Genomic DNA, 17,001 nt, shown 5'->3' with positions numbered 1-17,001 from the left:
GTCTTCGCCAGTGTCCGATCGTGTTCTTCCAGACTGGGCCCGCGTGACGGTGGCCGCTGGCTGCGTGCGCGCACCTAGCGAGGCCCAAGTTGAAAGAGTACACAGCAGTTGTCACGCAGCAGATCAAGGAACAGATTTCCAAAGTTAAAGAAATCTTCCGCGACCATTCCCTTGCACCGGACACCTTCGACGCCGCGCGCGACGATGCCTTGCCCCTGCGTTCCGAATTATTCAGCGCCATGCAGATGGCCGCCCACGGCAAGCACGTGGCCACCGGCCATGCGGTGGGCAAGCATCACGGCCGCGACCGCCTGTTGGCGCGCCTGGCTGACAATGCGGCCCTGATCACGGCCACCGTCAACGAGCTGACGGCGACCGTCAAAAGCGGACGCCAGGTCACGCCCGCCTCGGAGTGGCTGCTCGATAATTTTTATCTGATCGAAGAGCAGATCCGCACCACGCGGCGCCACCTGCCGAAGAACTACAGCAAGGAGCTGCCGCGCTTGGCGTCGGGCCCGGACGCCGGCTGCCCGCGCGTCTATAAAATTGCGCTGGAAATCATCTCGCACGGCGATGGCAGGGTCGACCTGGAAAACCTGTGCCACTTCGTCGAGGCTTACCAGGATGTGGCCACCCTGACCCTGGGTGAACTGTGGGCCGTGCCCATCATGTTGCGTCTTGCCCTGATCGAAAACCTGCGCCGCGTGGCCGTGCGCGTGGCCGACGACCGCATGCAGCGCGACCTGGCCAATACCTGGGCCGACCAGATGACGGAGATCGCCGAGCGCAATCCCAGCGGCTTGATCCTGCTCGTCGCCGACATGGCCCGTTCGAATCCGCCGATGACCAGCGCCTTCGTGGCCGAATTGTCGCGCCGCCTGCAGGGGCAAAGTTCCTCGCTGACCCTGGCGCTGTCGTGGCTGACGCACAAGCTGGCCGAGTCGGGCCTCACCATCGAACAGCAGATCCAGTCCGAAATCGGGCAGCAGGCGGCCGACCAGGTGTCGATCGCCAACAGCATCGGCAGCCTGCGTTTTCTCGGCACCATGGATTGGCAGGAATTCGTCGAGACCATGAGCGTGGTCGAGCAAACCTTGCGCCTGGATCCGGCCGGCACGTATGGCTTGATGGATTTCGCCACGCGCGACAGCTACCGCCACGCCATCGAACGCATCGCCAGGCGCAGCGCGCGCAGCGAAGTGGAAGTGGCCGAGATGGTGGTGCAGCTGGCGCACACGCACGGCAACGGCAATGACGCGCGCCGCGGCCACATCGGCTTTTATCTGGTGGGGCGCGGCGTGCTGGTGCTGGAAAAGCAGGCCGGCGCCAAGCTGCCCTTCGTCGAGGCACTGCAACATACGGCGCGCGCTGCGCCGCTGGCCGTCTACCTGGGTGCCATCTCGTTCCTGACCCTGGCGACGAGCGCCTTGCTGCTCGAGCGCGCCGTGCGCCATGGCGTGCAGGGCTGGCCCCTGGCGGCGCTGGGCGCGCTGGCGCTGCTGGGCAGCAGCCAGCTGGCTGTGGCCGTGGTGAACTGGCTGGCGACCCTGATGACGTCGCCGCACCCGCTGCCGCGCATGGATTACCAGGCTGAAATTCCGTCGGATGCGCGCGGCATCGTCGTCGTGCCGACCCTGATCTACAGCGAGGAAAACGTGGCGGCCCTGTGCGAGGCGCTGGAAGTGCGTTATCTCGCCAACCGCGACCCGAACCTGCGTTTCTGCCTGCTGACGGACTTCGTCGACGCCGAGGCGCAAACGATGCCCGGCGACGAAGCCCTGCTGCGCCAGGCGCAGGAGACCATCCGCAACCTGAACGAGAAATACCGTGTGGAGGGCGTCGAGTTCAAGGAAAACGGCGACCCGGCCGACCCCGAGGAACTGGGCCATGTGGGACCGTTCCTGCTGCTGCACCGTCCGCGCCTGTGGAATTCGCAGCAGAATGCGTGGATGGGGCAGGAGCGCAAGCGCGGCAAATTGTCCGACCTGCACGCGTTTTTGCGCGGCGGCGCGCGCGACAAATTCTCGCTGGTGGAAGGCGAGTTGCGCGGCCTGCGCACGATCAAATACGTGATCACGCTCGACACGGATACGCAACTGCCGCGCGACGCGGCGCGCGAATTCATCGCCACCATGATGCACCCGCTGAACCGTCCCGTGCTCGACGCGGCCGGCACGCGCGTCGTGGCCGGCTACGGCATCCTGCAGCCGCGTGTGGCCGTGGCGCTACCCAGCGCGAACGCGTCGCGCTACGAGCTGCTGTGTGGCGGCGAGCCGGGCATCGACCCCTACACGCGCACCGTCTCCGACCTGTACCAGGACGTGTTTTATGAAGGCTCGTTCATCGGCAAGGGCATCTACGATCTCGACATCTTCGAGCGCGTACTGGGCCAGCGCCTGCCCGACAATAAAATCCTCAGCCACGATCTGCTGGAAGGCTGTTATCTGCGTGCGGGCCTCTTGAGCGACTCGCAGCTGTACGAGGAATACCCGGCCCGCTACGACGCCGACGTGAGCCGCCGCCAGCGCTGGATCCGCGGCGACTGGCAATTGATCGGCTGGCTGCTGGGTCGTGTGCCGGGCCGCGCGGGCAAGCGCGAACGCAATCCCTTGTCGATGCTGTCGCGCTGGAAGCTGTTCGACAACCTGCGCCGCAGCGTCGTCGCGCCCGCGACCACCTTGTCGCTGTTGCTGGTGTGGGGCTTCCTGCCGCACGTGGCCTTCTGGAGCGCGGCCGTGCTGGCCATCATTTTCCTGCCGCCTGTTTTTTCGGCCCTGTACGATTTGCTGCGCAAACCGCGCGATACCTTGTGGCGCCAGCACCTGGCCGCCTTCGAGCGGCGCTGCGGCGTGCAGTTTTCGCATGCCATGCTGACCCTCGTCTTCCTGCCGTACGAAGCGTGGATCAGCCTCGATGCCATCGTGCGCACCCTGTGGCGCCTGGGCGTGTCGCACAAGCATTTGCTCGACTGGCGCGCCTCGAACCTGCATGTATCGTCAGGTTCGCAGGCCGACAGCTGGCGCGCCATGTGGTGCTCGCCCGCGCTGGCGCTTGCCACCCTCGCTGCCTTGCTGTACTGGCGTCCGGAAGCCTTGCCCGCCGCCGCCGTGGTGCTGTTCTTGTGGCTGGCCGCACCTGCCATCGCCTGGTGGATCAGCCGCCCCATCGAGCGTGCCGTGGCGCGCCTGTCGGCCGAGCAGGGACGGTTTTTGCATGGCGTGGCGCGCAAGACCTGGGCGTATTTCGACACCTTTGTCGGGCCGGACGATCACTGGCTGCCGCCCGATAACATGCAGGAACATCCGAACCTCGTGGTGGCGCACCGCACCTCGCCGACGAATATCGGCCTGGCGCTGCTGGCCAACCTGACGGCCTACGACTTCGGCTACATCACCCTGGGCCAGTTGATCGAGCGCAGCCGCGCCACCCTGCACAGCATGGGCGAGCTGGAGCGCTTCCAGGGCCATTTCTATAACTGGTACGACACGCAGACCTTGAAGGCGCTGCAGCCCATGTACATCTCGACGGTCGACAGCGGCAACCTGGCCGGCCATCTGCTGACCTTGCAGCCGGGACTGGTGGAACTGTATGACGCCCCGATCATCGGCGCGCAAGTGGTGCAGGGCATCCGCACGACGGCGCAGGTGCTGCAGGAATTCATCGCCGCCGAAGGCGAGGGCAAGGCCATGCGCGACGCCCTGCACTTGCTGCAGGCGCAGGCCGCACCCGCCAGCCTGGCCGAATGGCATGCTTATCTCGCCGCCGCGAATGGCGCGGCCGATGCGCTGCTGTCGCTGACCTTGCAAAGCGAGGATGGCGAGCTGTCCATGTGGGCGGGTGCGCTGGCGCGCCAGTGCCGCGCGGCGCTGGCCGAATTGCTGCAACTGGCGCCTTGGGCGGCGCAGGCGGGCGTCGATCCTGCGTGGCTGCGCGTGCCGACCCTGCGTGAACTGGCCAACCTGGAAACGCCGGAAGGCACGCAGCCGGAGCTGGCCGCCTTGCTGGCGCAGGGCCGCGAACAGGCGGGCCGCCACATGCGCGACATCGCCCACGCGGCAGGCCAGGCGCGCGACTTCGCGCAGATCGAATACGGCTTCCTGTACAACCCGTCGACAAAACTGCTGGCCATCGGCTACAACGTCAGCGAACGGCGCCTGGACCCCAGCTACTACGATTTGCTCGCTTCCGAAGTGCGTCTGGCCAGCTTCGTCGCCATCGCCCAGGGCCAGCTGCCGCAGGAGCACTGGTTCGCCCTGGGCCGCCAGCTGTGCATGGTGGCCGGCCAGCCCGTGCTGCTGTCATGGAGCGGCTCGATGTTCGAGTACCTGATGCCGCTGCTGGTGATGCCGAACTACCCGAACACCTTGCTCGACCAGACCTACCATTCCGTCATCGAGGCGCAGATCGATTACGGGCGCCAGCGCGACGTGCCATGGGGGATTTCCGAGTCCGGCTACAACACGGTCGACGCCAGTTTGAACTATCAATACCGTGCCTTCGGCGTGCCTGGGCTGGGCCTGAAGCGAGGCCTGGCCGACGACCTGGTGGTGGCGCCGTACGCCAGCATGATGGGCCTGATGGTGCAGCCGGAAGCGTCGTGCCAGAACCTGCAGCGCATGCAGGCGGCCGGCTACATGGGCCGTTACGGCTTTTTTGAAGCGATCGATTTCACCACGGCGCGCCTGCCGCGCGGGCAGGGCAGCGCCATCATCCGCTCCTTCATGGTGCACCACCAGGGCATGGGCTTTCTGGCACTCAGCTACCTGCTGCACGACCGCCCGATGCAGCGCCGTTTCGAGTCCGATCCGCTGCTGCAATCGGCCTTGCTGGTGCTGCAGGAACGCACGCCGCAGGCGGGCGCGTTTTACTCGAACACGGCCGAACTGGCGGTGCTGCGCAGCGGCGCGCCCGAGCAGGCCATGCCGATGCGCATCCTCACGCAAGCCAACAGCGCCGTGCCGGAAACGCAGCTGCTGTCGAACGGCCGCTACCACGTCATGGTGAGCAATGCGGGCGGCAGCTACAGCCGCTGGAAAGACCTGTCCGTCACGCGCTGGCGCGAAGACAGCACGCGCGATAACTGGGGCAATTTCTGCTACCTGCGCGACCTCGATGATGGCGAAGTCTGGTCCACCATGTACCAGCCGACCCTGGCCGAACCGAAGAAATACGAAGTGATTTTTTCCGAGGGGCGGGCCGAGTTCCGCCGCGCCGACCATGGCCTGGACCTGTACACGGAAATCGTCGTCTCGCCCGAGGACGACATCGAAATTAGGCGCACGCGCATCAGCAATAATTCGAATCGCCAGCGGCGCATCGAGATCACCAGCTTTGCCGAAGTGGTGATGGCGCCGGCGGCGGCCGATGCGGCCCATCCCGCGTTCAGCAAACTGTTCGTGCAGACGGAAATCCTCGCGCATGAAAAGGCGATTTTGTGCACGCGCCGGCCCCGCTCGAAAGAGGAGCAGATGCCATGGCTGCTGCATGTGATGACCGTGCACGATATCGAGCGCTACGAAGTATCGTTCGAGACGGACCGTGCGCGCTTCATCGGCCGCGGCAACACGGCGCAGCTGCCGCAGGCGCTGCAGGACGGTGGCCCGCTCAGTGGCGGCCACGGTTCCGTGCTCGACCCCATCGTGGCCATCCGCTACGTCATCACGCTAGAACCCGACCAGGCCGTCACCGTCGACAGCGTGACCGGCATGGCCGAGCAGCGCGAGGCGGCGCTGCACCTGATCGACAAATACCAGGACCGCCATCTGGCCGACCGCGTGTTCGAGCTGGCCTGGACGCACAGCCAGGTGGTGCTGCGCCAGTTGAATGCCAGCGAAGCGGACGCGCAGCTGTATGCGCGCCTGGCCAATGCCGTGATCTATCCGAATGCGGCCCTGCGCGCCGAGGCCAGCATCCTGATCAAGAACCAGCGCGGCCAGTCCGGCCTGTGGGCGTACGCCATTTCCGGCGATTTGCCCATCGTGCTGCTGCAGATACGCGACGCGGCCAATATCGAACTGGCGCGCCAGATGGTGCAGGCGCATGCCTACTGGCGCCTGAAAGGATTGATCGTCGACCTGGTGATCTGGTACGAAGAGCAGTCGGGTTACCGCCAGCTGCTGCACGACCAGATCATGGGCCTGATCGCGTCGGGCATCGATGCGCAGGCGATCGACCGCCCGGGCGGCATCTTCGTGCGCCTGGCCGAGCAGATCGCCAACGAAGACCGCATCTTGCTGCAATCGGTGGCGCGCGCCATCATCAGCGATTTGCGCGGCACCCTGGCCGAGCAGGTCAAGCGTCCACCGAGCCCCGTGCTGCGCATGCCGCCGCTGCTGCAGGACCCGGGCCGCGAACAGGGCGGCGTGCCGCACCGGGCGCCAGAGCGCGAGCTGATCCTGGAAAATGGCCTCGGCGGTTTTACACCCGACGGCCGCGAATATGTGATCACCACGGCAGAAGGCAAGCAGACGCCGGCGCCGTGGTCGAACGTGCTGGCCAACGCGCAATTCGGCACGGTGGTGTCGGAAGCGGGCCAGGCCTACACGTGGAGCGAGAATGCGCATGAATTCCGCCTCACGCCATGGCAGAACGACCCTGTCTCCGACCTGTCCGGCGAAGCGTTCTATGTGCGTGACGAGCAAAGCGGCCAGTTCTGGTCACCCACGTCACTGCCGGCGCGCGGCAGCGGCGACTACGTGACGCGCCACGGTTTCGGCTACAGCATTTTCGAACACAGCGAAGGCGGCATCGCCACGGAATTGTGCACCTATGTGGCGCTCGATGCGGCCGTCAAATATTCGGTGATCAAGGTGCGCAACGACAGCGGCGTGCCGCGCCGCCTGTCCGTCACCGGTTATGTGGAATGGGTGATGGCCGACCTGCGCGCCAAGTCCGGCATGCACGTGGCCACCGAGGTCGACACGATCAGCGGCGCCCTGTTTGCGCGCAATAACTACAACACGGAGTTTTCGGGCCGGGTCGGCTTCTTCAATACGGACGCCAGCATCCGCTCCATCACCTGCGACCGCAATGAATTCATCGGCCGCAACGGCAGCCTGGCGCAGCCGGCGGCACTGCGTCGCGTGCGCCTGTCCGGCAAGGCGGGTACGGGGCTGGACCAGTGTGCCGCCATCCAGGTACCGTTCGAACTGCAGCCGGGACAGGAGCGCGAAATCGTCTTTATCCTCGGCGTGGGCGGGCGCCGCAATGCCGATGCCAGCACCATGGTGCAGCGCCATGCGGGCAAGGACGCGGCACGCAGTGCGCTCGACGCGGTACGCGCGCACTGGGACAGCACCCTGGGCGCCGTGCGCATCGAAACGCCCGATCCGTCGCTCGACGTGATCGCCAACGGCTGGCTGATGTACCAGACCATTGCCTGCCGTTTGTGGGCGCGCAGCGGCTATTACCAGTCGGGCGGCGCCTACGGTTTCCGCGACCAGCTGCAAGATGCGATGGCGATGATACACACGGCGCCGCAGCTGCTGCGCAAGCACTTGCTGCTGTGCGCGGCGCACCAGTTTGTCGAGGGCGACGTGCAGCACTGGTGGCATCCGCCGTCGGACCGCGGCGTGCGCACGCACTGCTCCGACGATTACCTGTGGCTGCCGCTGGCCGCCTGCCGCTATGTGATCGCCACGGGCGACGTCAACGTACTGTCGGAAGTGGCGCCCTTCATCGAGGGCCGCGCCGTCAAGCCGGAAGAGGATTCGTATTACGACCTGCCCGTGCGCTCGGGCGAGTCGGCCGACCTGTACGAGCATTGCGTGCGCGCCATCCGCCATGGCTTGCGCCTGGGCGTGCACGGCTTGCCGCTGATCGGTTCCTGTGACTGGAACGACGGCATGGACAAGGTGGGCGAACATGGCAAGGGCGAGAGCGTGTGGTTGGCCTTCTTCCTGTACGAAGTGCTGCAGCGTTTCGCCGAAGTGGCCATGCTGCGCGGCGACTCTGCGTTTGCCCAGTTCTGCCGCGATGAAGCCGTGAAACTGGCCGCCAACGTCGAGGAACATGCGTGGGATGGCGAGTGGTACCGACGCGCGTATTTCGACGACGGCACGCCCTTGGGTTCGCACACGAACGAGGAATGCCAGATTGATTCGATTTCGCAAAGCTGGGGCGTGCTGTCGGGCGCCGCCAACAAGGAGCGGGTCGCCGGCGCCATGCGCCAGGTCGATGCACGCCTCGTGCGCCGCGATTCGGGCGTGATCCAGCTGCTCGATCCGCCGTTCGACAAGGCCGACCTCAATCCCGGCTACATCCGCGGCTATGTGCCGGGCGTGCGCGAGAACGGCGGCCAGTACACGCATGCGGCCATCTGGACGGCGATGGCGTTTGCCCGCATGGGCGACGGCGAAAAGGCGTGGGAGCTGCTGCGCATGATCAGTCCCGTGCGCCATGGCGCTGACGCGCAGGCGGTGGCGCGCTACAAGGTGGAACCGTACGTGGTGACGGCCGACGTGTATGCCGTGGCGCCGCACGTGGGACGGGGCGGCTGGAGCTGGTACACGGGATCGTCGGGCTGGCTGTACCGGCTGATCGTCGAATCCCTGCTGGGATTGACGCGCGAAGCGAACGTGCTGCGCATGGCACCGACCATGCCGGCCGAGTGGGGCAGCTTCAAGCTGCATTACCGCTTCGGCGCCAGCAGCTATGCCATCACGGTGGAGCGGGCGCAGGGGCGGCCGGCGGGATTGTCGCTCGATGGCGTGGCGCAGGTCGGCAACAGCATCACCCTGCGCGACGAGGGCCGCGAATATGCGGTGCTACTGCTGCTCTAGTCTTGCCCGCGTACTTGCCACGTATCGTGTTCGGGACGGCGCCGGCCGGCCAGCAGGATCAAGCCGGCGCCGAACAGCAGCAGGTCGCGCGTGCGCACTTCGGGCGCGGACTGCGTTGCCGTCTGGCGGTGGTAGTTCACGGGTGCCGCCATGGCGGCCGCAGGCTGGCTGGCACAAGCGGCCAGGCACAGCGCCGCCACTTTTCTATTTAACTGCATACATTCCTCAAGAAAGCGCCGGCCGTTCGGGATAGGCGCGCCGGTATTCATGTCGCCGACATTGTAATTATGAACATGAATATTGTAAATGAGAAATTATGTAAGGCGCCTCAGAACCCCAGGGCGGCGCCTGCGCCCAGCAGGGTGGCCACGCCCAGCACGGCAAAGACCAGCGCCGCGATGCCGTGCACGAGGTGCAGCGGGACGCGGTTGGCGATCCTGTCACCCAGGTAGACGGCCGGCACGTTGGCCAGCATCATGCCGAAGGTGGTGCCCAGCACGACGGAATAAATATCGTGGTAGCGCGCCGCCAGCGCCACCGTCGCCACTTGCGTCTTGTCTCCCATTTCCGCCATGAAGAAGGCGATCAGGGCGGTCAGGAAGACGCCGTATTTGACCAGCTTCGTCTCGTCTTCATCGAGCTTGTCGGGGATCAGCGTCCAGGCGGCCATGGCCAGAAAGGAGACGCCCAGCACCCAGCGCAGCACGTCGGGGCCCAGCATGCTGGTGATCCAGGCGCCGACGGCGGCGGCAAACGCGTGGTTGGCGATGGTGGCGACGAAAATGGCCAGCACGATGGGCAGGGGCTTGCGGAATTTGGCGGCCAGCAGAAAGGCCAGGAGTTGGGTTTTGTCGCCGATTTCAGCGAGACCGACGATGCCGGTGGAGATGAGGAATGCTTCCATGAGATTGCAAGAGGTACGCGGGCCGGACGAATTAACCAATGATCCACGGGCGACTCCGGCCCATGCGGCCGCCCTGGATCAATGGTCTCGTCAAGTTCTGCAACCACCTGCACCATGGCCTGCGGGCCAATCATGTTGATACAGGTTCCCGCGGCAGGACCGCAGGACGACTACTCCCCAATGTTCGAGGCGCATCATACGCCAATGCCCACCCCGGCGCCAGTAGCGCCGGGGTGGGGCGCGGCCCGGTGTGTGGGACTTCGACAACAATGGTCGGTTTGCAAACAGACTCGACTTAGAATGCAGTTCTGTCCACGACTCCCAGATGGAATGCGCCATGCCGGTCCTCGTTCGCTTGCTTGCCCTGTGTCTGACCTTGTTTTCTCCCTTGCCCGGCCTGTGCGCCGCCGCGCCCTTCGACGACAAGTTCCGCCAGCTGGAAGAATTGCTGCCCACGCCGAACAGCTACCGCACGGCGTCCGGCGCGCCCGGCCACGCCTACTGGCAGCAGCGCGCCGATTACGTGATCCGCGCCACGCTCGATGAGGAACGCCGCGCCATCACGGCCAGCGAGCAGATCACCTACCACAACCGCTCGCCCGACAGCCTCGCCTATTTGTGGCTGCAGCTGGACCAGAATGGCTTGCGCCAGGATGCCGACCAGCGCCGCGTACTGAGTGCGCCATCGCGCCAGGCCTGGCTCAGTGGTAACGAAGACGAGGCGCTGAAATTCGAGGACTTGCGCGCCATCCATGCCGGGCGCGAATTTGACGGCGGCTTCAAGCTCACCGCCGTGAAAGCGGCCAACGGCAAGCCGCTGCCGTATGCCGTCAACCAGACCATGCTGCGCATCGACCTGCCGGTGGCGCTGGCGCCCGGCCAGAGCGTCACGTTCAGTATCGACTGGTCGTATCGGATCAATGACCAGAAGGTGCTCGTCGAGCGTTCCGGCTATGAGTATTTTGAAGACGACAAGAACACGATCTTCCAGATCGCGCAGTGGTTTCCGCGCATGGCCGCGTATTACGACGCCGTCGGCTGGCAGCACAAGCAGTTTCTCGGCTCCGGCGAATTCACGCTGGAGTTTGGCGACTACGAGTTGTATCTGACGGTGCCGTCCGACCACGTGGTGGCCGCCACGGGCGAGCTGCAAAATCCTGCGGCCGTATTGAACGCGGCGCAGCGCGAGCGCCTGGCGCGGGCGAAAAACAGCAACACGCCGCTGCTGGTGATCACGCCGCAGGAAGCGCTGGCGGCGGAAAAGGGCAAGGCTGCGGGGATGAAAACCTGGCACTTCAAGGCGGCCAATGTGCGCGACGTGGCGTGGGCCTCGAGCCGCAAGTTCATCTGGGATGCGCAGGGCCTGGACAGCGGCGGCAAGCGCGTGATGGCCATGTCGTATTATCCGAATGAGGGCAATCCGCTGTGGCAGCAGTACAGCACGCGCGCCGTCGTGCACGCGATCGAGCAGTACAACAAATACAGTTTCGACTATCCGTACCCGAACGCGATTTCCGTCAACGGTGCCGTGGGCGGCATGGAGTACCCGATGATTGCGTTCAATGGCGGGCGCCCCGTGAAGGACAAGAAGACGGGCGAACTCACGTACTCGAAAACGACGAAATACGATCTGATCGGCGTGATCATTCACGAAGTGGGCCACAATTATTTCCCCATGATCGTCAACTCCGACGAGCGCCAGTGGACGTGGATGGACGAGGGCCTCAATTCCTTCCTGCAGTACCTGGCCGAGCAGGCGTGGGAAGAGCATTTCCCGTCCTGGAATGGCGAGCCGCGCAAGATCGTCGACTATATGCGCAGCCAGAACCAGGTGCCCATCATGACCAATTCCGAGTCCTTGCTGCAGTTCACGGCGAACGCCTACGACAAGCCGGCCACGGCGCTCAACATCCTGCGCGAGACCATCCTCGGGCGCGAACTGTTCGACTTCGCCTTCAAGCAGTACGCGCTGCGCTGGAAGTTCAAGCGCCCGACGCCAGCCGACTTTTTCCGCACCATGGAAGACGCGTCCGGCACGGACCTGGACTGGTTCTGGCGCGGCTGGTTCTATACCACCGATGCGGTCGATATCAGCATCGACGGCATCAGTGAATATGGCGTGAGCACGAAGAATCCGGAAGTCGAGAAAGCGTGGAAGAAGGCGCAGAAGGACGCGCAGCCCATCTCGATCTCGGACCAGCGCAACAAGGCGCTGCCGAAGAAGGTCGACATCGATCCCGCGCTGAAGGATTTCTACAACCGGCACGATGACTTCACGGTCACCAACAAGGACCGCAACAGCTATGCGGAAGAGCAGGAAACGCTGGAACCGTGGGAGAGAAAGTTGCTGGAACAGCGCAACATGGGCAAGCATCTGTACCTGGTCGACTTTTCGAATATCGGCGGCCTGGTGATGCCGCTGATCCTGGAGATCGAACTGAAAAGCGGCAAGAAGATCATCGAGCGCGTGCCGGCCGAAGTGTGGCGCTATGCACCGCACAAGATCAGCAAGGTGATCGTCACGGACGAACCGATGGTGGGCCTGGTGCAGGACCCGTACTGGGAGACGGCCGATATTGACAACAGCAACAACGCCTGGCCGAGAAAAATCACGCCATCGCGCCTGGAGCTTTTCAAGCTCGATCGCGACAAGAACAACCTGATGAAGGATTTTAATACGCCGCTCAAGGCGCCCGAGGCCAAGGCCGAGGCCAGGCCGGAAGCAAAATAGGGAAACAGCGCCGGCCAGTCCGGCGCTTTTTTCTGCCGGCCTGCGCCGGAAGTGCTATTCTGCGCGACGCCCCGGCGCACACGGACCGGGGCTTTCGCAAATCATTCAAAAGACGACCATGCAAACTTTGACCTTCCTGCGCGCGCTGGGCTGTGCGCTCCTTTGCCAGGTAACCCTGGCCGCGCACGCCGACCCCCTCAGCTACGCGCGCTACGACCAGGTGCGCACGCGCGACCTGCAGCTGGACCTGAAAGCGGACTTCAAGCAAAAGACCCTCTCCGGCTATGCCGAGCTGTCCTTGAACTGGATCGATCCGGCGGCGCGCACTTTGGTGCTCGATACGCGCGATTTGTCGATCGCGAAAGTGCAGGTACAGGACAAGCGCGGCGCCTGGCAGATGGCGCCGTACCAGCTGGACAAGGCCGACCCGGAAAAGGGTCAGGCGCTGCGTATCACCGCCACGGGCCAGCCGGGCAAAGTGCGCGTCTACTATCACACGGCGCCCAACGCCATCGCGTTGCAGTGGCTCATGCCGCAGCAGACCATGTCGGGCAAGCTGCCTTTCATGTTCAGCCAGTCGCAAAGCATCAACGCCCGCTCGTGGGTGCCATCGCAAGATACGCCGGCCGTGCGTTTTACGTATAGCGCGCGCATCGATGCGCCAGCGGACATGCGCGTCGTGATGAGCGCCGAGAACGATGAAAAGGCGACGGGCAAGGGCGGCTGGAAATTCAGGATGCCGCAGCCGATTCCATCGTACCTGCTGGCCATTGCCATCGGCGAACTGGAAGTGCGCAAGCTCGGTCCCCGCTCCGCCGTATATGCGGAACCGCCGCGCATCAAGGCGGCCGAATACGAGCTGGCCGACACGGAAAAGATGATCCAGGCAGCCGAAGCGCTGTATGGCCCATATGGATGGGGACGCTACGACATGATCGTGCTGCCGCCATCGTTCCCCTACGGCGGCATGGAAAACCCGCGCCTGACCTTCCTCACGCCGACCATGATCGCGGGCGACCGCAGCCTGGTCGACCTGATCGCGCATGAACTGGCCCACTCGTGGTCGGGCAACCTGGTCACCAACGCCTCGTGGAAGCACATGTGGCTCAACGAAGGCTTCACCACCTACGTCACCACGCGCATCGTCGAGCAGCTGTATGGCAGCGAAGTGGCGCAGATGGGCGTGCAGGTCGACCAGGAAGAACTGGCCGCCTCGATCAAGGAACTGCCGGCCGCGAAAACGGCGCTGATCACGCGCGATGCGGACGCCAATCCGGCCGAAACGTACACGGACGACGGCATCATCTACCCGAAAGGCGCCTGGTTCCTGGCCACCATGGAGCGCCGTGCCGGCCGCGCCGTATTCGATCCTTTCCTGCGCGGCTGGTTCGACCAGCACGCGTTCCAGAGCGTGACGACGGAGCAGTTCATCGCCTACCTGCGCAAGAACCTGCTGGCGCAGCATCCGGCCGTGATGCCGGAAGCGGAACTCGATGAATGGCTGTATGGCACGGGCGTGCCGGCCAGCGCGCAGCGCGTCGTCTCGCCGCGCCTGGCGCTGCTCGACCAGCATCGCGACGCCTGGTTGAAAGGCACATTGCCGACGAAAGACCTGGGCATGGACAAGTGGATCGCCATCGAATCGATGCACTTCCTGAACGACATCAACAACAAGGCCAGCGCGGCGCAATTGCGTGAGCTGGACCAGGTCTACGGCGTGGGCAAGAGCGGCAACAATGAAGTCGCCTACCGCTTCTACCTGGCCTCCGTGAACGCCGGCTACGACGTGCAGCAGCCCTTGCAGGTATTCCTCATGAGCGTGGGCCGCCAGAAGTTCGTCGTGCCCCTGTACAGCGCCCTGATGAAGACGCCGCAAGGCCACGCCTGGGCCAAGGACGTGTATGCGAAGGCGCGCGAACGCTACCACCCGGTGACGCAGGAAAGCGTCGACAAATTGATGGCCGCGCAAGCGCATTGAACCTTCTTTGGACATCCTGACCATGCATACCATGAACCGTCTTGCCGCCGCCATCGTGCTGGCGTTTTCCGCCATCGCCGTGCCGGCGCTGGCTGTTGACGCCGCCCCTGTTGTTGCTGCCGCACCGGCGCCCGCGCCTGCCTTCGATCTTGACCGCGACGTCGCCACCGCCCTGAAAGTGTTCGACGTACCCGGCATGGCGATCGCCATCGTCATGGATGGCAAGGTCATCACCGCCAGGGGTTTCGGCGTACGCAAGCTGGGCGATCCGGCCGCCGTCGATGCGAAGACCGTGTTCGAAGTGGCATCGAACTCGAAAGGCTTCACGGCCGCCGCGCTGGCCATGCTGGTCGACGAGGGCAAGCTGGCCTGGGACGATCCCGTCACCAAGCACCTGCCCGGCTTCCAGATGCACGATTCCTACGTGACGGGCGCCATGACCATCCGCGACTTGCTGACGCACCGCAGTGGCCTGGGTCTGGGCGCCGGCGACTTGCTGTGGTGGCCGACGACGACCTTCAGCACCGACGAGATCATCGAGAAGCTGCGCTACATCCGTCCGGCCACGAGTTTTCGCAACAGCTATGCCTACGATAACCTGCTGTACATCGTGGCCGGCAAGATCATCGCCGACAAGGCGGGGAAAAGCTGGGGCGAGGCCATGCATGAGCGCATCCTGGCGCCGCTGGGCATGACGGGCACCACCACCAGCCTGGCTGAAAATGCGGGCAATCCCGACGTCGCCAATGCGCACAGCAAGATCGACGGCAAGATCGCCGCCGTCAAATCGATGCCCGTGCCGAATGCCGTGGGCGCCGTCGGCATCAACACGAATGCGGAAGACATCGCCAAGTGGATGATGGTGTTGCTCGACGGCGGCAAGATCGCCGGCGTGAAGGACAAGGACGGCAAGGACGCGCGCCTGTTCAGCGAAAAGCAGGGCCGCGAAATGTGGACGGCGCAAACGCCGATCAAGATTGCCGAGCCGAAACCGGCATTGGCCGCGACGAAACCGAACTTCAGCGCGTACGGCCTGGGCTTCCAGCTGCGCGACTACAAAGGCATGAAGGTCGCCATGCACGGGGGCGCGCTGCAGGGATTCTATTCGCGCGTGGTGATGGTGCCGGAAGCGAAACTGGGCGTGGCCATCCTCACCAATGCGGAAAATGGCGGTTCGATGACGGCGTTGCAATGGCGCATCCTCGACCATTACCTGCAGGCGGCGCCATCGGACTGGCTGGCGCTGGTGGCCAAGGTGGAGCAGGACCAGCATGCGGAAGAGGTGAAAAAGCAGGGCAAGGCGTCGAGCGCGCGCGCGGCCAGATCGCAGCCGTCGCTGCCGCTGGCATCGTACGACGGTGAGTATGAAGACGCCTGGTACGGCAAGATCGTGATCAAGCCGGAAGGGAAAAAACATATCCTCAGCTTCACGCGCACGCCGGACCTGACGGGCGAGCTGGAACACTGGCAGCACGACACCTTCATCGTGCGCTGGAAGGAGCGCAACTTCAACGCAGACGCCTACGTGACGTTCTCGCTCAATCCCGATGGCAGCATCGACCGGGTGAAGATGGCGCCCGTGTCGGCCGAGACGGATTTCAGCTACGACTTCCAGGACCTGAGCCTGGTGCCGGTGAAGCCCAAGGAAGTGAAGAAATAAGATGGTAGGTCGGGTTAGCGCGCTGCGCGTAACCCGACACGCTCACTATGGCTTGACGAACTTCAAGGTCATGCGGTCGCTCTCGCCGATGGCCGTGTATTTGGCCCGGTCCACGTCCTTGTTGGCGTAGGTGGGCGGCAGCGCCCAGACGCCGCCCTGGTGGTCGGCCGTGTCTTTCGGATTGGCATTGATCTCCGACTTGGCCGCCAGTTTGAAACCCGCGCTCTCGGCCAGCTTGATCACATACGCTTCGTGCATGTAGCCGCTGCTGGCTGTGGCGTCCTGCGCCTTGTTCGCCGGCAGGCGGTGCTCGACGACGCCGAACACGCCGCCCGGTTTCAGGCTGTCGTACACTTCCTTGAACAAGGTCTGCATGCCTGCTTCGCCGATCGGTATCCAGTTGTGGATATTGCGGAAGGTGAGCACCATGTCGGCCGTGCCCTTGGGTGCGATGCGGTAGGTGGTGGGCGGCGCGAAGGCGCCGATGTCCACCTTGCCGAAGGCGGCTGGATTGGCGTCGAGTTTTTGCTGGAAGCGTGCCGCGCCACGGCGTGCGCCTTCGCTGCTTGACTGCGGGTCGTTGCCGGCGGCAATCAGCTTGCCGTTGTCGCGCAGGTAGGGCGCCAGGATCTCCGTGTACCAGCCGCCGCCGGGCGCCAGCTCCACCACCGTCATTGTCGGCTTGATGCCGAAGAACGTCAGCGTTTCATACGGGTGGCGGGCGCTGTCGCGCAGCGCATTGGCCGGCGTGCGCGCACTGCCGGCAATGGCCGCCTTCAGGGCCGCGTCGCCCGCATCGGCGGCCAGTGCCGCGCCACTGCCGCCACAGGCCAGCATGACCGTCAGGGCTGCGGCCTGGGATACTCGCTTCATCATCATATGCTCCATGCGTGATTGGATCGGTTGCTAACTTGGTGGCGATCGCCATCAACGCCGATCATCGGCCAA

The 17,001-nt window shown here is 64.4% G+C and carries 7 protein-coding genes and 1 riboswitch; of the genes, 4 read left to right on the top strand and 3 right to left on the bottom strand.

What is annotated here, in order from left to right:
* The first annotated feature begins 152 nt into the window (after positions 1–152).
* Positions 153–8,780, top strand: a complete 8,628-nt coding sequence (locus ACQ4WO_RS27720) for a GH36-type glycosyl hydrolase domain-containing protein (protein ID WP_436484106.1) — start codon at positions 153–155, stop codon at positions 8,778–8,780.
* On the opposite strand, the gene ACQ4WO_RS27715 is transcribed toward ACQ4WO_RS27720, so the two are convergent.
* On the bottom strand, positions 8,777–8,998 hold the full coding sequence (locus tag ACQ4WO_RS27715; protein ID WP_436484094.1) for a hypothetical protein: 222 nt from the start codon (positions 8,996–8,998) through the stop codon (positions 8,777–8,779). The two genes, ACQ4WO_RS27720 and ACQ4WO_RS27715, sit on opposite strands and share 4 nt — an antisense overlap.
* 110 nt (positions 8,999–9,108) lie before the next feature.
* Positions 9,109–9,684 carry a TMEM165/GDT1 family protein gene (locus ACQ4WO_RS27710; RefSeq protein WP_436484093.1) on the bottom strand — a complete coding sequence of 192 codons (576 nt, stop codon included), beginning with the start codon at positions 9,682–9,684 and terminating at the stop codon, positions 9,109–9,111.
* A 21-nt stretch (positions 9,685–9,705) separates the two neighbouring features.
* A riboswitch (yybP-ykoY riboswitch) is annotated at positions 9,706–9,875 on the bottom strand.
* A gap of 146 nt (positions 9,876–10,021) precedes the next feature.
* Between ACQ4WO_RS27710 and ACQ4WO_RS27705 the strand changes: the two genes are divergently transcribed.
* The 3 genes from ACQ4WO_RS27705 (at position 10,022) to ACQ4WO_RS27695 (ending at position 16,053) form a co-directional block, all read left to right on the top strand.
* Positions 10,022–12,415 (top strand): M1 family aminopeptidase, encoded by a 2,394-nt coding sequence (locus tag ACQ4WO_RS27705; RefSeq protein ID WP_436484092.1) that lies wholly within the window; start codon positions 10,022–10,024, stop codon positions 12,413–12,415.
* A gap of 118 nt (positions 12,416–12,533) precedes the next feature.
* Positions 12,534–14,393, top strand: a complete 1,860-nt coding sequence (locus ACQ4WO_RS27700; protein WP_436484091.1) for a M1 family metallopeptidase — start codon at positions 12,534–12,536, stop codon at positions 14,391–14,393.
* A 22-nt stretch (positions 14,394–14,415) separates the two neighbouring features.
* A complete protein-coding gene (locus ACQ4WO_RS27695) occupies positions 14,416–16,053 on the top strand; it encodes a serine hydrolase (RefSeq protein WP_436484090.1) in 1,638 nt (545 codons plus the stop codon).
* Positions 16,054–16,098: 45 nt separating this feature from the next.
* Here ACQ4WO_RS27695 and ACQ4WO_RS27690 read toward each other — a convergent pair whose 3' ends face one another.
* Positions 16,099–16,929, bottom strand: a complete 831-nt coding sequence (locus ACQ4WO_RS27690; protein WP_436484089.1) for a class I SAM-dependent methyltransferase — start codon at positions 16,927–16,929, stop codon at positions 16,099–16,101.
* Positions 16,930–17,001: the final 72 nt, after the last annotated feature.

The organism is Janthinobacterium aestuarii (assembly GCF_051380835.1).
Classification (GTDB): domain Bacteria; phylum Pseudomonadota; class Gammaproteobacteria; order Burkholderiales; family Burkholderiaceae_D; genus Janthinobacterium; species Janthinobacterium aestuarii.
This window is presented reverse-complemented; position numbering and strand designations above follow the sequence as displayed.